The sequence below is a fragment of the Glaciihabitans tibetensis genome (assembly GCF_003003265.1).
Classification (GTDB): domain Bacteria; phylum Actinomycetota; class Actinomycetes; order Actinomycetales; family Microbacteriaceae; genus Glaciihabitans; species Glaciihabitans tibetensis.
In genome coordinates this window covers 1-20,480 of the sequence record NZ_PVTL01000008.1, presented here as the reverse complement: position 1 = coordinate 20,480, position 20,480 = coordinate 1, and the positions used below count along the sequence as shown (strand labels likewise).

Annotated in this window: 18 protein-coding genes and 1 pseudogene; 5 read left to right on the top strand and 14 right to left on the bottom strand. The window is 65.1% G+C overall.

Going from position 1 to position 20,480, the window contains the following annotated elements; translation table 11 throughout:
* Positions 1-229 precede the first annotated feature (229 nt).
* Positions 230-991: a FadR/GntR family transcriptional regulator gene (locus tag B0I08_RS14200; protein WP_245884826.1), complete on the top strand. Its 762-nt coding sequence runs from the start codon at positions 230-232 to the stop codon at positions 989-991.
* 48 nt (positions 992-1,039) lie between these two features.
* On the top strand, positions 1,040-1,633 hold the full coding sequence (locus B0I08_RS14195; protein WP_106213997.1) for a hypothetical protein: 594 nt from the start codon (positions 1,040-1,042) through the stop codon (positions 1,631-1,633).
* 79 nt (positions 1,634-1,712) lie between these two features.
* Here B0I08_RS14195 and lplAB read toward each other — a convergent pair whose 3' ends face one another.
* Together lplAB and B0I08_RS14185 are read right to left on the bottom strand one after the other, a co-directional pair.
* Positions 1,713-2,762 (bottom strand): lipoate-protein ligase LplAB, encoded by a 1,050-nt coding sequence (gene lplAB, locus B0I08_RS14190; protein WP_106213995.1) that lies wholly within the window; start codon positions 2,760-2,762, stop codon positions 1,713-1,715.
* Between the two features lie 11 nt (positions 2,763-2,773).
* Positions 2,774-3,667, bottom strand: a complete 894-nt coding sequence (locus B0I08_RS14185; protein ID WP_106213993.1) for an alpha/beta hydrolase — start codon at positions 3,665-3,667, stop codon at positions 2,774-2,776.
* Positions 3,668-3,764: 97 nt separating this feature from the next.
* Here B0I08_RS14185 and B0I08_RS14180 point away from each other — a divergent pair, with 97 nt between their 5' ends.
* Together B0I08_RS14180 and B0I08_RS14175 are read left to right on the top strand one after the other, a co-directional pair.
* Positions 3,765-4,184 (top strand): MarR family winged helix-turn-helix transcriptional regulator, encoded by a 420-nt coding sequence (locus B0I08_RS14180; RefSeq protein ID WP_245884825.1) that lies wholly within the window; start codon positions 3,765-3,767, stop codon positions 4,182-4,184.
* Between the two features lie 5 nt (positions 4,185-4,189).
* The gene (locus tag B0I08_RS14175) at positions 4,190-5,536 is read left to right on the top strand and encodes an MFS transporter (protein ID WP_245884824.1); all 1,347 of its coding nucleotides are present in this window, start codon (positions 4,190-4,192) and stop codon (positions 5,534-5,536) included.
* A 16-nt stretch (positions 5,537-5,552) separates the two neighbouring features.
* On the opposite strand, the gene B0I08_RS14170 is transcribed toward B0I08_RS14175, so the two are convergent.
* From B0I08_RS14170 to chvE, 4 genes are all read right to left on the bottom strand, one after another.
* The gene (locus B0I08_RS14170) at positions 5,553-6,764 is read right to left on the bottom strand and encodes an ROK family transcriptional regulator (RefSeq protein WP_106213989.1); all 1,212 of its coding nucleotides are present in this window, start codon (positions 6,762-6,764) and stop codon (positions 5,553-5,555) included.
* Positions 6,765-6,872: 108 nt separating this feature from the next.
* Complete coding sequence (mmsB, locus tag B0I08_RS14165) at positions 6,873-8,066, bottom strand: multiple monosaccharide ABC transporter permease (protein ID WP_106213987.1); 1,194 nt, start codon at positions 8,064-8,066, stop codon at positions 6,873-6,875.
* A 5-nt stretch (positions 8,067-8,071) separates the two neighbouring features.
* The gene (gene mmsA / locus B0I08_RS14160) at positions 8,072-9,601 is read right to left on the bottom strand and encodes a multiple monosaccharide ABC transporter ATP-binding protein (RefSeq protein ID WP_106213986.1); all 1,530 of its coding nucleotides are present in this window, start codon (positions 9,599-9,601) and stop codon (positions 8,072-8,074) included.
* Between the two features lie 187 nt (positions 9,602-9,788).
* The gene (gene chvE / locus B0I08_RS14155) at positions 9,789-10,907 is read right to left on the bottom strand and encodes a multiple monosaccharide ABC transporter substrate-binding protein (RefSeq protein WP_106213984.1); all 1,119 of its coding nucleotides are present in this window, start codon (positions 10,905-10,907) and stop codon (positions 9,789-9,791) included.
* A 415-nt stretch (positions 10,908-11,322) separates the two neighbouring features.
* Between chvE and B0I08_RS14150 the strand changes: the two genes are divergently transcribed.
* Positions 11,323-11,985, top strand: coding sequence for an aggregation-promoting factor C-terminal-like domain-containing protein (locus B0I08_RS14150; RefSeq protein WP_146134434.1), 663 nt, complete (start codon positions 11,323-11,325; stop codon positions 11,983-11,985).
* A 73-nt stretch (positions 11,986-12,058) separates the two neighbouring features.
* On the opposite strand, the gene B0I08_RS14145 is transcribed toward B0I08_RS14150, so the two are convergent.
* The 8 genes and pseudogenes from B0I08_RS14145 to B0I08_RS14110 all read right to left on the bottom strand — a co-directional run.
* Positions 12,059-12,904, bottom strand: a complete 846-nt coding sequence (locus tag B0I08_RS14145) for a transglutaminase family protein (protein ID WP_106213980.1) — start codon at positions 12,902-12,904, stop codon at positions 12,059-12,061.
* Positions 12,901-13,830 carry an alpha-E domain-containing protein gene (locus B0I08_RS14140; RefSeq protein ID WP_106213978.1) on the bottom strand — a complete coding sequence of 310 codons (930 nt, stop codon included), beginning with the start codon at positions 13,828-13,830 and terminating at the stop codon, positions 12,901-12,903. The genes B0I08_RS14145 and B0I08_RS14140 overlap by 4 nt, the downstream gene beginning before the upstream one ends.
* A complete protein-coding gene (locus B0I08_RS14135; protein ID WP_106213976.1) occupies positions 13,830-15,458 on the bottom strand; it encodes a circularly permuted type 2 ATP-grasp protein in 1,629 nt (542 codons plus the stop codon). Before B0I08_RS14135 ends, B0I08_RS14140 begins: the two co-directional genes overlap by 1 nt.
* A 9-nt stretch (positions 15,459-15,467) precedes the next feature.
* Complete coding sequence (locus B0I08_RS14130) at positions 15,468-16,499, bottom strand: LacI family DNA-binding transcriptional regulator (RefSeq protein ID WP_106213974.1); 1,032 nt, start codon at positions 16,497-16,499, stop codon at positions 15,468-15,470.
* 108 nt (positions 16,500-16,607) lie between these two features.
* On the bottom strand, positions 16,608-16,958 hold the full coding sequence (locus B0I08_RS14125; protein ID WP_106213972.1) for an L-rhamnose mutarotase: 351 nt from the start codon (positions 16,956-16,958) through the stop codon (positions 16,608-16,610).
* Between the two features lie 103 nt (positions 16,959-17,061).
* Positions 17,062-18,378 carry an MFS transporter gene (locus B0I08_RS14120; RefSeq protein WP_245884823.1) on the bottom strand — a complete coding sequence of 439 codons (1,317 nt, stop codon included), beginning with the start codon at positions 18,376-18,378 and terminating at the stop codon, positions 17,062-17,064.
* An 88-nt stretch (positions 18,379-18,466) separates the two neighbouring features.
* Positions 18,467-19,939 (bottom strand): rhamnulokinase, encoded by a 1,473-nt coding sequence (locus B0I08_RS14115; protein ID WP_106213971.1) that lies wholly within the window; start codon positions 19,937-19,939, stop codon positions 18,467-18,469.
* Between the two features lie 61 nt (positions 19,940-20,000).
* Positions 20,001-20,480, bottom strand: a pseudogene (locus B0I08_RS14110) (L-rhamnose isomerase); the annotation flags it as partial.

The following is a 20,480-nucleotide window of genomic DNA, read 5'->3' as shown; positions in this document are numbered from 1 at the left end:
CGATTTTTCGATGCTGGAGACCGGTGTCTCCACACGGGTGTTTGCCAAGGTAACCCCTTTGTTAGATCAGGCGAAGACTAAGTGCGAGTGGCCCGACGAGGGGCCCGCGTACAACATAGCAACCGGTTGACCAATTTACAAAGAATTGGTGGACCAAAATATCTATCACTTTCCTACGAGATGCGCTATAGGCCGATATGACCCCCGTTTCGTTGGTAACGTGACGTTCGTGCCCGCCTACCCTGCAAGTCCATCTGACGCGATGTCCGCAGCGATCGGTCGCGTCGACACGGGAACAGCGGTGAGTGCCGTGGCAAAACGTCTGCTCGACTACCTGACCAGCGGCACGATCGAACCCGGGACGCGTCTGCCCGCGGAACGTCAGCTCGCATCGTCGCTCGGAATCGGCCGTTCCGCCGTGCGCGAGGCATTGGCCGCACTCGAGATCCTGGGAATCGTCGACGTGCGTCCCGGGTCGGGCACCTACCTGCGCGGTTCTGCTTCCGAGCTGCTCCCCGAGACCCTCAACTGGGGCCTTATGCTCGGCGCGCCTCGGACGAAGGAGCTCATCGCCGTCCGGAGTCAGCTGGAGATCTTTGCCGCGCGCCTGGCCGCGGAGCTGATGACCGACGCGCAGCTGCACCAGCTCGGAAACCATATCGACGCGATGCGATCGAACCTTGGCGACCGCACGCGGTTCATCGAAGCGGACCTGAAATTCCACCTTCTGATCGCCCAGGCCGCGGACAATCAGGTGCTCTTCGACCTGCTGCAAAGCATCCGCTCGTTGCTTCGTGTCTGGGTCGAGCGCGGCCTGGCCAGAGAAGAAGAAGCCCAGCTGGCGCTCGATGAGCACAGTCGTGTCTATGAAGCCCTGCTCACGCGCGACCCCAATGCCGTCGAAGCTGCGATGAGTGCTCACATGTTGACGGCGGGGCATCGCCTTGAGCGCACACTCCTACAATCCACGGTCGAGGGCGTCGCTGGCTGAACCCCTGGGATCGCAACCGGCGACGAACGCACACGGAGAGGAGCGGGAATGATCGGCAGGAAGCGCCGGGCAAACGTGGGCACGTATGTTGATCCCCCGCTGGCGCCCCTTGCCCCCACCGAACGCATTGTGGACGAGGGGGCTCTCATCTACGTGGCATCCGCACGGATGGCGCTCACTAATCACATCATCGTCGCGGCGCTCGGCGAGCACGCTGATTACGAACCCGAAGTTCTCCGGGATGCCGCACGCGCAGAGCTCCAGCGCCTCGCGGCCGACAACGACGAAACGGCCAATCGCCTCAGCGGGGCCGGGGCAACCGAGTTCCTCTCCGACATGGACGAAGACCTGGCGCGGCAGAAGCGAGAGGACCAGCGCCGTCGGCCGCAGGTCCACCGGCTCATCGCCGATGCGCTTCGGAACATCGCGCGATCAGATATAGACGTGGAGATGCTCGTCGCTCAGGCCCAAACCAACGCCGTCGACGCCATGTTTCGCGCCATCCAGGCGCGCCTGACCACCACGTCCTCCGCCGAAGCAGCGGACGCGGACTACGACACCGTGCGAGCGCAGCGGATCGACGACTTTATGCAGCTGGACCTCCTGCGCGCGCTGCCGGACTCTGCCGGTGCGCCGCGCTGATCAGCGGTGCAGCTGACCAGCGGTGCAGCTGATCAGCGGTGCAGCTGACCGGCGGTTCTGCGGGCACGGATTCGGCGGTTCAGGGAACGCGGTGCAGCCACTCCGGAGTGCCGAACTTCTCGGCCACCAGCTGGCGCGCCTTGGCGGTCTCCTCCGGTGTCACTTCGCCGGATGTCGAGCCATAGAGCCCGGTGAAGGTCGCTTTCATCTTCTCGATGATCTCGGCCCGCGGCAATCCGGTCTGGCTGCGGATGGGATCCACGCGCTTCGCCGCGCTCTTGGTTCCTTTGTCGCTCATCTTCTCGCGGCCGATACGCAGCACCTCAACCATTCGCTCGCCGTCCATGTCGTAGCTCATGGTGGCGTGATGCAGCACCGCGCCGGCACCGAGCCGCTTCTGGGCGGCGCCGCCGATCTTGCCGGTCGGACTCGTGATGTCGTTGAGGGGCTGGTAAGTCGCGTTGATCCCGAGATCCTTCAGCGCAACGATGACCCACTCGTCAAGGAAGGCATACGAATCGGCGAAGCTCATGCCCTGCACGAGGTCACTCGGTGCGTAGATCGAGTAGGTGATAACCGACCCGGCATCCATGAACATCGCGCCTCCGCCGCTGACCCTCCGCACCACCTCGAAGCCGTACTTCGCGGCATTGTCGAGGTCGACTTCGTTGCGCACCGACTGGAAGCTGCCGATGACGACGGCGGGGCTGTCCCACTCCCAGATGCGCAGTGTGGGCTTGCGGCGACCCGCTCCTACTTCTTCGGCGAGAACCTGGTCGAGCGCCATCTGCATCAGCGGCGTCTCTGCTTTGCCGTGGATCAGTTCCCACTCGTAGTCGTGGAAGCTCGTCGCCTGCGAAAGAGCACGCCGGATTGTCGTTGCGACCGCATCCGCGGTGAACCCGAGCAGCACGGCATCGCGCGGAAGCGCCTGCGTGATGGCCGCACTGAAGCGGCTCGCCTCGGAGTCGGCGGGGAGGCCGATGATCGCGGAGTTGATCGCGTCGAGGGCGCTGTCCGGCTCGAGGAAAAAGTCGCCCGCGAGGCGGAACTCGGCGATTAGACCCTCAGCAACCTCCAGGTCGACAACAACCAGCTTGCCGCCCGGAACCTTGAATTCACCATGCATTACGGGATGCCCTACTTGTCGTCGTGTTCGGGTGTGGAATCGCCCAGGTGCTCGCCGAGCCAGGCGATGAGGTCCGCGATCACCTCGTCGCGGTTGGTCTCGTTGAAAATATCGTGCCGGGCCCCGGCGAAGACGGTCACCTTTACGTCGGTGAGGTGGGAACGACGGATGTAGGCGTTGGCAAGCTCACGGACGCTGCGCTCACCTCCGAGCGGATCCTCGCTGCCGATCATGATCAACAGCGGCAGATCGTTCCCGAGCGTGCGGGACGGTAACCCGTACAGATGCAGCCCGTCGCGCACCCCGAACAGCTTGCGCGCATCGGCGTAGAACGTGAGCGGATCCTCCAGGAACGCCTGGGCGACGAGCGGGTCGCGGCTGAGCCATTCGTAACCCGTGCTGCCGAGGTGTTTGTGCGCGGCATTCAGCGGGCCGCTCTTCATCTGCCCGGGCACGCGGTACGCCGTTCCCGTCAGGACCGCAGCGTCGTAGTCCGCCGCGTGTTTGTTGAGAATCCACTGCACCATGAGCGAGCCCCAGCTGTGGCCGACGACGGCGAGCGGCACACCAGGAAGTTCACTACGGATGATCCCGCTCAGCTGGTGGATCGCGTCAGCCGCGGCGCGGAGCCCGCCCGGCCCAAGCCGCCCGAGCTTGGTCGCGTCGCCGTTGTGCTGCTCAAGGCCGGTTCGGCCGTGGCCGCGGTGGTCGTCCGCGTAGACGGAATACCCGGCATTCACGAGCTCCTGCGCGAGGTTCTCGTAGCGGCCGGCGTACTCGCCCAGCCCATGCGCAATCTGCACGACACCGACCGGTTTCGCCGCCCGCCAGGCGTAGTAATGAATCGTGACACCGTGAGCGTCGACAAACGTCAGGTCATCACGGAACGTGGTGAATTTCGGCACAGAAGCCTCCTTCAGCAATAATACGACCGCTACCCGTCCCCAAATTTCTGTTAGCTCGGCTAATTTACAATGCTAACGATTGGTAGGCTGGGAGATTGTGACGGACCACAACTTTGACAGCGACCTGCGGATGACGATTCAGCGACTTTCGCGGCGGCTGCGAGCCGAGCGGGCCGACGAGACCATCAGTGACGGTCAGCTGTCCGTGCTCGCGGCGCTCGCGAAGGACGGGCCGCTCGGCCTGAGCGAGCTGAGTCGGCGCGAGCGCGTCACTCCCCCGTCGATGAACCGCACTGTGGGGGCGCTGGTCGATGCCGGCTACACCTCGCGCGTGGCATCCACCGAAGACGGTCGCAAAGTGGTTATTGATCTCACAGCTGAGGGACGACGCATGATCGAGGAGACCCGCCAGCGTCGCGACGCGTGGTTCTCGCGTCGGCTGGCCGAATTGACGGATGACCAGCGGCAGAGCCTCGCCGCGGCCGCGCCGATCCTGCGGGAGCTCGCCGACTCGTGAGTGCAATGTTCCGCTCACTTGGCGTGGTCAATTACCGCCTGTGGTTCGCCGGCGCGCTCGTGTCGAATGTGGGGACGTGGATGCAACGTACCGCCCAGGACTGGGTCGTACTCACCGAACTCACCGACCACGATGCCGTCGCGGTGGGCATCACCATGGCCCTGCAGTTCGGCCCGCAATTGCTGCTGCTGCCGATATCGGGCCTGATTGCCGACCGGGTAGACCGCCGCCGCCTGTTGATGATTACCCAGAGCGCGATGGGTCTGCTCGCCCTCGGCCTCGGCCTGATCATGGTCCTCGGTGTCGCCGAGCTGTGGCAGGTGTACGCCTTCGCGCTGGGCCTCGGCGTGGTCTCGGCAATTGATGCCCCGGCACGGCAGGCTTTTGTGTCCGAGTTGGTGACCGAACGCAGCATCCCCAACGCCGTCGCACTGAACTCGGCGTCGTTCAATGGTGCCCGGCTGATCGGACCTGCGCTGGCGGGCGTTCTGATCGCGGCGATCGGATCGGGTTGGGTGTTTTTGCTCAACGTGGCGACCTTTGTCGCGATGCTGGTCGCGCTCAAGGCGATGCACATCAAAAACCTGCAGCCGTCACAGCGCGCGCCGCGGGAGCGCGGGCAGATTCGCGCCGGATTCCGCTACGTGGGATCCCGTCCAGACATTGTCGTGATCCTCGTCATCGTCTTCATCATCGGCACGTTCGGCCTGAACTTCACTATCTTCACCGCGACAATGGCGACGGTCGAGTTCGGGCAGGGGTCGAGCACCTACGGCGCCCTCTCGTCGATTCTCGCGGTCGGTTCGGTGACCGGCGCCCTGCTGGCCGCGCGGCGCGACCGCCCGCGGATGGCAGTCGTCATTTTCTCATCCCTCGCCTTCGGGCTCGCCTGCCTCACGGCCGCGGTGATGCCCACGCTCTGGTCGTTCGCGTTCTCGCTGGTTGTTGTTGGGCTGTGTTCGATGACCCTGCTCACGAGCGCAAACGCGTATGTACAGACAACGTCGACGCCGGCGCTGCGTGGCCGGGTTATGGCGGTGTACATGGCCATCCTCGCCGGCGGAACTCCGGTGGGTGCACCTCTGGTGGGGTGGGTCTCCAACACCTTCGGCCCCCGCTGGGCGCTCGGGGTTGCCGCCGCTGCGGGAATCATTGCCGGGGCAATCGCCCTCACCTGGATGTACGTGTCGCGGCACCTGCGGCTGCGGTTTGATCGCGACGCGACAGCGCATTTCTCCCTCAGGTATGACGGCGACCGGCGCGACGATGACCAGCGCGGCAATCCCCGCGCCGAGGTTTCTCCGGCCGCTGCCGCCGCCGAAGTCTCGGCCGCGACGGTCGCTCGAGGCTAAGCAACGTCGCTGGAGACTAGCCAGGGTCGCTCGGCAGCACCGGCAACACGGTGCGCTCGAAAACCAGTTCGGCCGCGCCCACCAGCATCAATCGCGAACGCAGCTGTGCCCGCTCCAGTCGGATCGAGCGCACGTGCCCACCGAGGGGGCTGAGGCGCACGGCATCCGTCAACCGCTCTCGACTCACCGACAGCAGCGACCCGAGGTAGCCCGCCAACACCACGGTGTCGGGGCTGAACAGGTTCACGAAATTGGTGAGGGCCTCGGAGAGAAAGTCGACCTGGTGCGCCAACTCGCGCAGCAGCGCGGGGTCGCGGCCGAGACCCAGCGCGATGTCGAGTTCGTCTTCGTCGATGTGCTCCCGGCCGAGGTACGGCAGCAGGCGCTCGAGGCTCACTTCGGTTTCGAGGCAGCCGATGCGCCCGCAATGGCACCGCGTGCCCGAGCTGTTGACGAGGGTGTGGCCCATTTCTCCGGCGAAACCGCCCATGCCGCGCAGCAGCACTCCGTCGATGATGACGCCGCCGCCGATTCCGCTCGGGGTGCCGTTGACGTAGACGAGGTTCTGCACCCCGCGGGCCGCGCCGAACGCGAATTCTCCGGTCGCTCCGACGCTGGCGTCGTTGCCGGCGACAACCGAGACGCCGAGCGCTCGTGTCAGCGCCGCGGCGATGGACTCGTTCTTCCAGCCGAGGTGTGGCGCCAACAGCACGCGCCCATCGCTCGTGTTGACCATGCCGGGCACGGCAATGCCGGCTCCGACGATCCGGCACTCCGCACCGAGGTCGGCGCGCATTCCGTCGACGATGGTGCGAACGATTCGCACCGTCTCCCGCGCCGTGGCCGGTTCGGCGGTGTCGTAGCGCACCCGCCGCAGCACTTCACCCCCGAGCCCCACGATGCCGACGGTAATGGCGTCGGTCTCGGGGTGGATGGCGATTGCCGCAACCTGCGCGTTGGCCTCGAGCAGCGCGCTCGGGCGTCCGACCTGGCCGGGAACCGCTGTCGCTCCGAGGGCGCGCACGAGGTCGAGTTCCTCGAGTTCGGAGGCGAGCACGGCGATGGTCGAGCGGGTGAGGCCTGTGCGCCGCACCAGATCGGCCCGGGACTGCGGCCCGTCGTGGTGCAGCATCGTCAGCACCGCCGACAGGTTGCGCTGGCGCATGAAGTCGTTGCTCGAGTGTGCCCCGGCGACGAGCGCTCTCGGGGTGCCGCCTGTCGTCGTCACTGGACCGCCGGGGCGCACCCTTCTCGCTCGCCGTGCTCAAAAAGCACGACATAGTCAAATGCTCGCTGTGATCAAATCGCTCGCTGTGGTCAAAAAGCTACAGCAATGCTAGCGAGAGCCACCGCGGCGCTTGTTGAACACGTCGAAGGCCACGGCGAGCAGCAATACGAGTCCCTTGATGGCCATCTGCCACGCGGCATCCACCGACAAAATCGACAGCCCCATGTTCAGCACTCCCATGACCAGGCCGCCCACAACGGCACCCACGACCGTGCCCACCCCGCCCTGCACCGCAGCGCCACCGATGAACACTGCGGCGATGGCATCGAGCTCGAAGTTCTGCCCGGCCCCGGCGACCGCCCCGCCGGCACGAGCGGTGCTGACGACGCCCGCGAGCCCGGCGAGCAATCCCATGTTCACGAAGATGAAGAAGTTCACCCAGCGGGTCTTCACTCCGCTCATCTGGGCGGCGAAGAGGTTGCCGCCCATCGCGTAGACGTGGCGACCGAACACCGTCTGGTTGAGCACAAACGTGTAGAGCAGGATCAGCCCGGCGAGGATGATCAGGATGATGGGCATGCCGCTGTAGCCGGCGAGCGCCCACGAGAGCGCCATGATGGCGACAACAACGATCACCATTCTGGCGATGAAGGAGCCGCCCACCTCGCGGGGCAGCTCGAGTCGGCGCAGCGCCGCCCGCGCGCGCAGCTGCTGCACGACAAACCCGACCGACGCGGCAGCCCCGATCGCGAGGGTGAGCAGGTCGCGGCCGCCGAGCTCACCAAACGCGGGCGGCAACCATCCGGCGCCGACCGCGGTGAACTCGCGGGGCAGCCCGGCGATGGTGCCACCGGTGAGCAGAACCAGGGTCAGCCCCCGGAATATCAGCATGCCCGCAAGGGTGACGATGAAGGCGGGTATGCCGACAAACGCTACCCAGAACCCCTGCCACGCACCCACGGCGGCGCCGGTTGCGAGCGACAGGATGATCGCGACCCACCAGGGCAATCCCCACGTCTGCATCGAGATGGCGGCCACCGCCCCGACCAGCGCGACGACCGAGCCCACGGACAGGTCGATGTGCCCGGCGATGATGACTATCACCATTCCGATGGCGAGAATGATGACGTAGGCGTTCTGCTGGATGAGGTTGTTGACGTTGCCGGGCAGCAGCAGGCGCCCCTGGGTGAGGATCTGGAACAAGATGATGATCACCACGAGGGCGGCGAGGATGCCGTATTGGCGGAGATTGATCGACAGCTTCGGAAGCTTCCGTCGCGACGGAGCAGTGGTTTGGCTCATGGTGTTCAGTTCCTTCCGGCGGTCATGTAGTGCATAAGGGTTTCCTGGGTCGCGTCTTCGCGCGCGACTTCGCCCGTGATGCGGCCCTCGGAGATCGTGTAGATGCGATCCGCGAGGCCGATGATCTCGGGCAGCTCAGAGGAGATGACGATCACGGCTTTGCCCTGGGCGGCCAGTTCGTTGATGATTCCGTAGATCTCGTATTTGGCGCCGACATCGATACCTCGGGTGGGTTCATCGAGAATGAGGATGTCGGGGCCGGAGAAGATCCACTTACTCAGCACCACTTTCTGCTGGTTGCCACCGGAGAGCTTGCCGGTTATCGACGCGACGGTGGGTGCCTTGATGTTCATCTTGTGGCGGTACGAATCCGCCACCTTGTACTCGCGGTTGCGGTCGATGACACCCAGCTTGGTGAGCCGCGACAGCGCGGCCGCGGAGACGTTGACGGTGATGTCGCCGATCAGGTTCAGCCCGTAGCGTTTGCGATCTTCCGTTGCGTAGGCGAGGCCGTTTTTGATCGCCTCGTCGACGGTGCGCAGGTTGACCTGTCTGCCGTTTTTGTAGGCGGTGCCGGAGATGTCCGTGCCGTAGGAGCGCCCGAAGATGCTCATCGCCAGCTCCGTCCTCCCCGCGCCCATCAGGCCGGCGAATCCGACGATCTCGCCGGCACGCACGCTGAACGAGGCGTCGTCCACCACTGTGCGCCCGACATCCACCGGGTGATGAACGGTCCAGTTCTCGACCCGGAACATCTCCTCCCCGATGTGCGGCTCGCGAGGCGGGAACATGTTGTTGAGATCGCGACCGACCATGGCACGGATGATTCGTCGCTCCGTCGTATCCGGACTGTGCGAGTCGAGCGTTTCGATGGTTTTGCCGTCACGAAGGATGGTGACGGTGTCCGCGATCCGGAGGATTTCCTTGAGCTTGTGCGAAATGATGATGCAGGTAATGCCCTGGCTGCGTAGCTGCTCGATGAGTCCGAGCAGGTGGCTGGAATCCTCGTCGTTCAGTGCCGCGGTCGGCTCATCGAGGATCAGCAGCTTCACCCGCTTGGACAGCGCCTTCGCGATCTCCACGAGCTGCTGCTTGCCGACTCCCAGTTCGAGGATCTTGGTTGCGGGGTTTTCGTCGAGCCCCACCCGCGCGAGCAGCAGCTGCGCCTCGCGGTTGGTTCTGTTCCAGTCGATGCGTCCGCGGTTCTGGATCTCGTTGCCCAGGAAGATGTTTTCGGCGACTGAAAGGTAGGGGCTGAGGGCGAGCTCCTGATGGATGATGACGATGCCGAGGTGCTCGCTGTCGTTGATGGAGCGGAACGCCACCGGCTCGCCCTCGAACTCGATGGACCCGTCGAAGCTCCCTGCGGGATAGACGCCGCTGAGCACCTTCATCAGGGTCGATTTGCCCGCGCCGTTCTCACCACAGATCGCGTGCACCTTGCCCCGCTCCACCTCCATCGAGACCCCGTCGAGAGCTTTGACCCCGCTGAAGTCCTTCGATATGTCGACCATCCGCAGGATGACGTTGCTCATGTTCTCTCCTTGTGTTGCTGCGGTGCGTGGCTGCCTTGCGTTACTGCCGTGCGTGGCTGCCTTGCGTTACTGCCGTGCGTGACTGTGTCGCTGAAACCGGGGTGCCGGCGCTCGGAGTTCCGGGCGCCGGCACCGTTCGAGCTGGTGACGGTCGAGCTGGTGACGATTGGTCTGTTAGACCGATGCCCTAGAGACCGACGTCGGATGCCTCGAGGAAGCCGGAGTCGATGAGCTTCGTCTGCACGTCTTCTTCCACCACAACCTCCGGGGTCAGCAGGAACGACGGCACAACCTTCTCGCCGTTGTCGTACGTCTCGGTGTCGTTGACCTCGACCTCTTCACCGGCATTGATCGACTCGATCATCGCGAACACCTGGTCGCCCAGGGTGCGGGTGTCTTTCCACACCGTCATCGCCTGCTCGCCGGCGAGGATCGCCTGCACGTTCGCCTTGTCTGCGTCCTGCCCGGTGATGATCGGGTAGTCGGCGCCGGGCACGTAGCCGGCCGACTTCAGCGACGCCTCGATGCCAATGGCGAGGCTGTCGTTGGGAGACAGCACCACGTTCACCTGGCTGCCGTCACCGTAGAAGGACGACAGGCGGTTGTCCATTTCAGCCTGCGCCTTGTCGGACGCCCAGCCCTGGATACCGATGCTCGCCCACTCGTCGTTGTCGGCGGGCGACTTGCCGCTCGGCACGACCAGCTGGCCACTTTCGACGTAGGGCAGCAGAACGTCCCACGCGCCAGCGAAGAAGAACTTTGCATTGTTGTCGTCGGGGCTGCCCGCGAAGGGCTCGAGGTTGAACGGACCGGCACCATCGGCCAGGCCGAGGGTCGATTCGATGTACTCACCCTGCAGGGTTCCGACCTTGTAGTTGTCGAAGGTGGCGTAGTAGTCGACGTTCGGCGAGCCGTTGATCAGGCGGTCGTAGGCAATCACCGTTGCGTCCTGGCCCTTGGCTTCTTCGAGCACGGGTGCCAGTGCCTCGCCGTCGACCGCGGCGATCACCAGGATCTTCGCGCCCCCGGCGATCTGGTTCTGAATTTGGCTGATCTGCTGGTCGGTTTTGTTGTCTGCGTACTGGAGGTCGACCGTGCAGTCCGCGTCCTCCAACTGCTGCTGGAGCTGCTCGCCGTCGTTGATCCAGCGCTCGAGGCTTCTCGTGGGCATCGAGATGCCGACGTTGCACTCTGCAGCGCCTTCCCCTCCGCCACCCTCGGCCTCTGGGCTGTCACTCGCACAGGCCGCGAGCGACAACGCCACCGCGCCGGTCGCCAGGACAGCGAACATTTTCTTCATTGACATGATTGCTTTTCCTCTCTGAAGTGCTGCGAATTGAGCTGACTCGCGACGTCTCGCGGTCTTTCAGAGGAAACAAAATGCGCCAGTTCGGGCGCGACAGGGCGCGCAAAAAACGGGCTGACTCCGCTACCTCTTTGTAACGATGCATCAGTCACGTGCTACTTATGATGACTCCGCGAACATATACCCGGCCGTCGAACGGTGTCTAGGGGATTGCGGGCGATTAATTGAGGAATCTGCTGGTCACGCGATAGCCAAATCACGAGGCGAATGCCGCGGCGAACAGCGACGGCGAGCGCCCACAAACCGGACTCTAGGACCAGCGCTGCGCACCCGGTGGCCAGCGGCCCCACCCGTTCACCGCCGAGGTCACCTCGTTCCGTTCGTGCTCTGTTCATTGCGGTACTCTGACCATCTGATGGGTAAACATTCAGCGGGGGCCTCGCGCGCGGGATCTGTGCTCGACGTCCAACGCGTTCGTGCCACACCGTCAACCCGAAACCAGCCCTCACCCAGAACGTGGCGGCGTCCGGCTCGTGTCACCCGGTTTCTCGCTGCATTCGGCGCCACGGCGCTCGTTATGGTCATCGTGGTGGACCCCTACTCCGGCGCCTACGCCGACGCGCTCCCGCCCTCGGAGTGGGAAACGATCACAGATACCCAGTCGTTTACGGTGGTCGACGCGCTGCACACCCCAATTTCTTACGACCCATACACAATCACTGAGCCGCCACCGCCACCGCCCCCGGCCCCCAGCCCCGCGTCGGGCAAACCCGATCCAGGTTCAGCCAAGGCGATTGCCTTGGAGATGGTCACCGCAAAGGGCTGGGATGCCAACCAGTACGACTGCCTCGTGTCGCTCTGGACGAAGGAGTCGGGCTGGAACCACCTCGCCGAGAACAAGTCCAGTGGCGCCTATGGAATTCCCCAGTCCTACCCGGGCAACAAGATGGCATCAGCCGGCGCGGACTGGAAGACCAACCCAGCAACACAAATTCGTTGGGGCATCGGCTACATCGCCGGACGCTACTCGACCCCGTGCGGGGCGTGGACGAACTCACAAGCCAAGGGCTCGTATTGACCCGCGCTATTTTCACCGGCGATTCTGAGGGGCTTGCGCCAGCTACTGCATGATTCGGTCGCTGTGCCTTGCGCTAGGCCTCGCGCGTGATCTCCACCTTGACGAAGAGCTGCGAGCCGTACGATCCCGCGTAAACGCCGCGCAGTGGCGCGACGTCGTTATAGTCGCGGCCGTGCCCGACGGCGACGTGGCGGTCACCGATGTCGATGAGGTTGGTGGGGTCAAAGCCGCGCCAGGTGCCGCAGAACCACTCGACCCAGGCGTGCGATTCACCTGCGACGGTCTGCCCGATCGCGGCGTTGGGAAGCGGATGCAGGTAGCCAGAGATATAGCGCGCGGGAATGCCCACCGAGCGAAGAGCCCCCAGGGTCAGATGCGCAATGTCCTGGCACACGCCGCGGCGTCCAGACCAGGCCTCCGCGGCGGTGGTGTGCACGCCGGTGACGCCCTGCATGTACTCGACCGCGTCGCCGATGGTGCGGGAGATCTCCAGGGCTGCGTCGCACGGGTTTTCCGAGCGCGCGCGGATCTCGCGGGCAAGCTCGGCTACTTCGACCGGGGGGTCAGTGCGCCGGGTCTGCTTCAGCTGCTCGACCGTCTCGGTGCCGGCATCCACCAGTCCCGCAAGCTCTTCCCACGACACTTCGTGGTCCGGGTGCTCGCGGTGCCGCACTTCGATCAGGCTGGTCGCGGTGAGCGCGAGTTCTTTGTGCGGGGTGAGGATCTCGAAGGAGGCAACCCGCGTTCCCCAGTAGTCCACATAGGAGTGCTGGCTCGAGATGGGAAGGATGTCGAGGTTCGAGAACAGCACGAGCTGCCCGTCGGAGCTCGCCGGGAGCATCCGCGCTTCGTTGTAGGAGGCGGTGACCTCGCCCTCGTAGCGGAACCCGGTGGAGTGCTTTATGCGTAGACGATTCACGTGTTCTCTCGTACCCAGCTCGGAGCCGCGTTCGTGGGGAAGTAGCGCTGACGGATCGCCTCGGAGGCGGCGCTGGTGGCCAGTTGCACATTGTCCATGTGGCGGGGAAGGTCCTCGAGGATCTCGGCGATCGGGCGGAACTCCAGCTCGCTGCGGATCTGGCCAAGTAGGCGCAGCGCCTGGTCGCTGACGCCGACGCGGTCGGTGCGCGGCTCGATGTCGCGCATGCACTGCTCCGCGCGCGAGACCGAGAACAGGATGCTGCGGGGAAAGAGCCGGTCAAGCAGCAGAAACTCAGCCGCGTTGCGGGCGCTGGGCATGCCCCGGTAGGTGCGCAGGTACGCCTCGTAGGCGCCGACGCTGCGGAGAATGGTGGTCCACGACGGGCCGCTCGCCTCGGTCAGCGACCGGGTAGACAGCAGCCGGGCGGTCATGTCTGCCCGCTCGATACTGCGACCGAGGGTGAAGAAGCTCCACGCTTCATCCCGACTCGTTGCCGACTCGATGATGCCCACGGCCAGCGCCGACCGCTCGCGCACCCAGCCAAAGAATTCGTGCACCTTGTCTTCGGACACCCGCCGCGGCATCCGCGCCCTCGTCGTATTGAGGGCCTCCCACAGTTCGGTGCTGATCACCTCGCGAGCGCGACGGGCGTTCTCGCGTGCGGCGCCCAGCGAGTAGGCGATGGATGCCGGCTCGGTACGGTCAACGGCGAGGATGCTCAGCACGTCTGCCCGGGTGAGCTCGCGCTGATCGGGGATGTCCGCGCCCATCACACTGAGCAGCGAGCGGCAGGCCAGGTTCTCCTCGATCCACGGGTCCTCGAGCAGCAGCTGGAGGTGCACATCGAGAATGCGCGCCGTGCCGTCAGACCGCTCAATGTAGCGGCCAATCCAGAACAGGGACTCGGCAATCCGTGAGAGCATCAGGCCTCCTCACCTTGCTGCTGTTGCTGCTGTTGTTGCTGGTCCTGGTCGGAGCGCGGCCCATCGAGCGGCGAGTGATCCTGCGTGTGGTCCCCGGTGATGATCGGGATCGACGAGGTGGGCGCCGCCTGGTCGGCCACGAGACCCTGAATGCTGTGCCGCGAGACCTGCAGCGGCACCTGGCCGACAACCCAGGTGTCCTTCGACCCGCCGCCCTGCGAGCTGTTCACCACGAGCTCACCCTCGGGAAGCGCGACGCGGGTGAGGCCGCCGGGAAGCACCCAGACGTCCTTACCGTCGTTCACGGCGAACGGGCGCAGGTCCGCGTGGCGTGGCCGGATCCCATCATCCACCAGCGTAGGAATCGTCGACAACTGAACAACCGGCTGGGCAATCCATCCCCGGGGGTCGGCAAGCAAGCGAACCCGCAGTTCGTCCAATTCCTTGCGGGATGCCGCGGGGCCGACGACCAGGCCCTTGCCACCGGAGCCGTCCACAGGTTTAACCACGAGCTCATCGAGACGGTCGAGCACTTCCTCGAGCGCCAGCGGGTCTTCGAGCCGCCAGGTGTCCACGTTCGCCAGCTTCGGTTCTTCGCCGAGGTAGTAGCGGATCAGGTCAGGCAGGTACGTGTAGACGAGCTTGTCGTCGGCGACACCGTTGCCCACGGCGTTGGCGATCGTCACGTTGCCGAGGCGCGCGGCGAGCAACAACCCGGGGCTGCCGAGCATCGAATCGGCACGGAACTGCAGCGGGTCGAGAAACTCATCGTCGACGCGGCGGTAGATGACATCCACCCGGGTGGGACCGGCTGTGGTGCGCATCCAGACCCGGCCACCCGAGCAGAACAGGTCGCGGCCCTCGACGAGTTCGACACCCATCAGGCGGGCGAGCAGGGTGTGTTCGAAATAGGCGGAGTTGTACACCCCGGGGGTGAGGACGACGACGGTCGGGTCGTCGACTCCATCGGGAGCGCTGGCGCGCAGCGCGTTGAGAAGTTTCTGCGGGTACTCCCCCACGGGCCGCACCTTCATGCTGACAAAGAGTTCGGGCAGGGTCTGGGCCATAACGCGGCGGTTGGAGATGACGTAGCTGACGCCGGAGGGAACCCGCACGTTGTCCTCGAGAACCCGCCAGGTACCGGCCTCGTCGCGGATCAGGTCAATGCCACTGACCTGGATACGCACGCCGTTGGCACTGACGATCCCGGCAGCTTCGCGGTGGAAGTGACTGGAGGAGGTGATTAATCCGGCCGGGATGACCCCGTCGCGCACCGCGGCCTGGCCGCCGTAAATGTCAGCGAGGAAAGCCTCGAGTGCCGTGACGCGCTGCTTGATCCCGGCTTCAACCTTTTGCCACTCGGCCTGGTCGATGACGCGCGGAACGGCGTCGAGCGGGAACGGTCTCTCCTCGCCCGCGAAGTCGAACGTGACCCCCTGCGCGAGGTAGCTGCTGGCGAGTGCGTCGGTGCGACCGCGCAACTCTTCCTGCGTCATTCGCGCGAGAGTGGCGTGAATTTCTTTGTAGGACGGCCGCGCGGTACCCGGTGATGAGAACATCTCGTCGAACGCGACCGCACCCGCCCCGCGGGTTGCCGCAGTGCCATATCCATCGAACAGGTCGCCCATGCAGGAAGCCTACTCGGCGCGTGTTGCGGCGTTGTTTCGGCGCGTGCTGTCACGAATTACCAGTTCTGGCTGAAACAACACGTGCTCGTAGTGGGCCGGCGGGCCGTCTTCGATCTCGGCAATCAGCAATTCGGCCGCCGCGCGGCCCATGGCCTGGGCGGGTTGCCGGATGGACGAGAGCGGAATGGCGGAGGAGGCGGCGAAGTAGATGTCGTCGTATCCGATGAGGGCGATGTCGTCCGGCACGGAGAGGCCGCTGTGGGTAAGTGCCTGCAGCACACCGAGGGCGAGCAGGTCGTTGGCCGCGAAGATCGCGTCGGGGCGGTCGCCGATCGGAAGGTCGAGGAGTTGCTCGCCGGCGGTACGCCCGGCCTCCGCCGACATCGTGGGCATCTCGACAACGCGCAGCGGACCGCCCCCGGCCGCTTCGAGGGCGGTGCGCGCTCCTTCGAGGCGGTGCCGCACCTGCATGATCGCCTGAGGTCCGCCCACGAAGGCGGTGCGGACCCGGCCGATGCCGATCAGGTGCTCGAGCGCGAGCGCTCCACCGCGACGGTCATCGGCCGAGACGGAGCTGAAGTTCGCTGCACCCTCGTAACGGTCGACCAATACCACAGGCGAGCCGCGTTTGCGCAGCCGTTCCAGCCGCGGGGCGACGTCGCCCACCGGGGTGATCAGCAGTCCGGAAACCCGCTGCTCCTCGAACAGGTCGAGGTAGTCGAGCTCCCGCTGCGCGTCCTCAGCACTGTTGCCGAGGATGAGAGATCGGGCGTGGGCGGCGAGGGTTTCCTCTACCCCCCGCGCGACATCCGTAAAAAAGGGATTGCGCACGTCGAGCACCATCATGCCGACCGTGCGGCTCTGGCCCACCCTCAGCTGTCGCGCGGCATCGTTGCGCACAAACCCGAGTGCCTCGATGGCATCGGTCACCCGGCTTTCCGTTGCCGGCGACACCTTTTTCGACTTGTTGAGCACATTGGAGACCGTGCCGACCGAGACCTTCGCGAGGGCCGCAACGTCGCGGATATTCGCGGTGACCATGAGTTCTCCGTCCTCGTCCAGCGATCAGCGGGGCGAGCCGAGTACGGTCTGGAACGATTCACCACTGTACCGAGTCCGACCGGGTGGGGTCGGTTTCTTCCGGTTCGGTTACGCCGGCGCAGTTCGGGTGCGCGTCAGCTGGTCCCCGAGGTTGAACGCTTCGGAGAGGTATTCGAATGTCTGGTCGGCGGGCAGCGCGCTGTCGATAAAGTGGTCGGCCATTGCCTCCTGCCACCGCGCGTTGACCTCGGTTGCCGCCATACCGGCGAGCGACGCCGCGAGGTCGTCCGTCTCAAAGTAGCCAATCACCAGGCCGTCGGGGCGGGTGAAGATCGAATAGTTGCGCCATCCCGTGCTCTCGAGGGCCTCCAACATTTCCGGCCACACCGCGGCGTGGCTGGCGCGGTAGGCATCGAGGTGGCCGGGTTTGACCTGAAGTTCGAAGCAGATTCGTGTCATGACGCGCATCCTTCTGGGGAAAATCGATGAGAAATATGGGGGATGTCGCGGCACCAGCAACGCTGTTGGCGCGACATCCCCCGTCGATAGTTGCTGTGGTGCGTTAGCGCATCGGGAGGGTAACGCGCTCAGACTCGGACGCGGACGCGACGCGGTTCTCGGGATACCGTTCCTTCTCGATTTCCTGGAGCGTTTTGCCCTGGGTTCGAGGCGCCCACACCCCGCCCACAACCAGCGCGACCGCGAGCAGCCCGATGAGGAGCAGCCCGAGCCACGACAGCCCGATTGAGGTGAGCAGAATCGGGAACCAGACGCTGAGCAGGCCCACCATCACCCGTGCGACAAAGAACAGAATCCCTTGCGCACTGGCTCGGTATTGCGTCGCGAAGAGCTCGTTCGCCCACACGCCGTAGAAGGCCTGGGCGCCGATTCCCGAGGCGACACCCCAGAGCACGGCGAAGGACAGCAGTGCGGGAAGGGTCGGCTCAGCGAACACCAGCACCGCCCACGCGGCGATCCCCAGCAGCGCGCCCACGATGTAGAGGATCCGGCGGCTGTACTTGTCAGCGAGCTTCATGAACACGAAGTACGTGGTGAGAACGGTCAGCCCCCAGACCAGCGCCTGCAACAGGTATTGCTCGGTCTCGCTCTCGACACCGGCCGCCTCGTAGACGCGAGGCATGAAGATGCCGGCCTGGCCGGCGACCGTGTTCCAGAACGCGTACACACCAACGAGGAACAGCAGCGCTGTGATATTAGCCTTTTTACTGAACAGCGCGCGGAGGCCCTGCACGAGGGAGGCGGACGGGGCCTTGACTTTTTCGTCCTTCCAGATCGCCGACTCAGGCAGCCCCTGGCGCATCCACCAGGTGACAAAAGCGACCACAAACAGCTGGGCAAATATCAGCCTGCTGCCCAGCAATCCGAGGGGCTGCACCAGCACAGCGAGGAGGTACCCCACCAGCGGGCCGACCGACCAGGCCAGCTGGGCCATACCCACGTGCTTGGCGCGTTGCCCTGCGGGCGCCTGCTCGGCGATGTAGGTCCACGACGCGGGAACACCGGCGCCGACTGCGATTCCGGTGAGCACGAAGGCGATGAGCAGCATCCAGAAGTTTCCGGCGAAGACGGCGAGCAGCACACCACCCATGTAAAGCATCAGGTCGTAGGTATAAATGAATTTGCGGCCGTACCGGTCGCAGAGCGGGCCGCCGATGAGCGCGCCTGCCGCAGCGCCGAAGGCGTTGGCCGACAGTGCAGCGAGAAGGCCAACGAGGAAGTTGTCGAACCCGAATTCTTTTTGCCAGAGCGAGAGGCTCGTCGCGATCGCGATGATCGAGCCCGCCTCGATGTAGTTGGACATGGCCACGGCGACCGTGGCTTTTGTCCCCGTTGTTATGGTTTTTCCAAATCGGACCACTGGGGTCCTCCTTTGCGTTCGTCTTTGATGCAGAGGTCCGCGCCCTCGTCTGGGGTGCGGCGTTCGATGTGATGCAGCGCTGCGGGAGTTATTGGGCCATGGACCTCGCCGGTTCGTAGCGGATGGGCTCGAAGGTGCGTGCCACGAGCGACCGCAGCGACTCGAGCGAGCCGGTCACCATTCCCGCGGTTCGCGCCTGCACAAGCACATTGCCGATCGCGGTCGCCTCGACGGGGCCCGCAAGCACCGGTAAGCCGGACCGGGTGGCGGTGAGCTGGCAGAGCAGGCGGTTCTGCGATCCGCCTCCCATCAGGTGGATGACCGAGATGGGGTGTCCGGACAAGTCTTCTGCCTGCGCTATTCCACGGGCAAAAGCGTCCGCGAGGCTTTCGAGGATGCTGCGGGTGAACTCTGCGGGTGTTCGTGGCACCGGCAGGTCACGCTCGCGGCAGTAGGTCGCGATTCGGCTGGGCATGTCGCCGGGGCTGAGGAAACACGGGTCGTCGGCGTCGAAGACCGCGACTTGGCCGCGAACGGCGGCGGCCTGCGCGAGCAGTTCGGTGAGGTCAATGGGGAGTCCCTCGCGTTCCCACGTGCGCACCGATTCGCTCAGCAGCCAGAGGCCCATCACGTTGTGCAGAAAACGCACACGACCATCGACGCCGCCCTCGTTCGTGAAGTTCGCGAGTCTGGCGCTGTCGCTGACCACCGGCGAATTCAGTTCGACGCCGACCAGCGCCCAGGTTCCACACGAGATGTAGGCGCAGTCGTCGCGGTCGCTCGGAACGGCGACCACGGCCGACGCGGTGTCGTGTGACCCGACGGCGGTGACGGTGATCTCGCCCGGGGCCTGGATCTCAGAGGCGACGGAGGGAAGGAGCGTTCCGATGGGCTCGCCGGCATCGATGAGGGGCGGCAGAAGCTGTGCGGGCAGCCCGAGGCGCGTGATCAGGTCGTCGTCCCAAGTGCGACTGTGCACACCGAGGAGTCCCGTCGTAGAGGCGTTGGTGCGCTCGGCGACGACAGCACCGCTGAGCCAGTAATTCAGCAGGTCGGGGATCAGCAGCAGCGTGTCCGCGGTCTCCAGCGAGCCGGAAACACCGTCAGCCTCCAGTTGGTACAACGAGTTGAACGGCAGAAACTGCAGTCCGTTAGCGGCGTACAGGTCGGCGGCGGTGAATCCGGTGGCGGCGAGGCGGCTGTGCGCCTGGTCGGACGCCGGGAGGCACCGGGCATCACGATAGTGGTAGGGAAGCTGGGTCAGGCGGCCCCCGCGCATCAGCGCGTAGTCCACGGCCCAGGAGTCGACCCCGACGCTGCGGATGTCGGGAGCGGCGGCGACCGCGGTCGCCAACCCGGCAACAACGTTGCGGTAGAGCTCCACAATGTTCCAGTGCAGCGCCGGGCGCCCGTTCTCATTGAGCTGCAGGGGTCCGTTCGCAAAGCGCGCGACCGAGGTGATGCGCAGTTCGTTGGGGGCAACGTGGCCGAGCATGACGCGACCGCTCGTCGCCCCCAGGTCAACCGCGGCAACCGTGCCCGCGGGGTGTCGGCTCGTCATTGTGCCGGTCCTGTCTGTGTCAATGAATGAGTGGTGGAAGTCGGGTGGCCGGGCGTGTGGGTTAGGCGCCCCAGGAGGCTTGTTGGCCCCCGACGCGGGTGTCGGCGATGGATTGTTGGTAGCCGGATGCCGCGTAGGCGGCCATCGGGTCGCCTTCGAGTCCCCGCGACTGTCGCCAGGTCGCGAGGTCGGGTCGGACGTCGGTGTAGAACGCGTCCATCAGGATCCCGTTGGCCCCCAGAACGTCGCCGGCGAGTTGCGCCGCGGTCAGTGCCTCCCGGTCGACGAGGAGGGCCCGGGCGGTCATTTCTTGCACGTTCAGGACCGAGCGGATCTGCCCGGGGATTTTGTCTTCGACGTTGTGGCACTGGTCGAGCATGAACGCGACCGGGGAGTCTTCAGCCAGCCCACCGCCACGGATGACTTCGTAGAGGATACGGAACAGCTGGAACGGGTCCGCTGCCCCGACGATGAGGTCGTCATCGGCGTAGAAACGGGAGTTGAAGTCGAACGACCCCAGCTTGCCGAGACGCAACAGCTG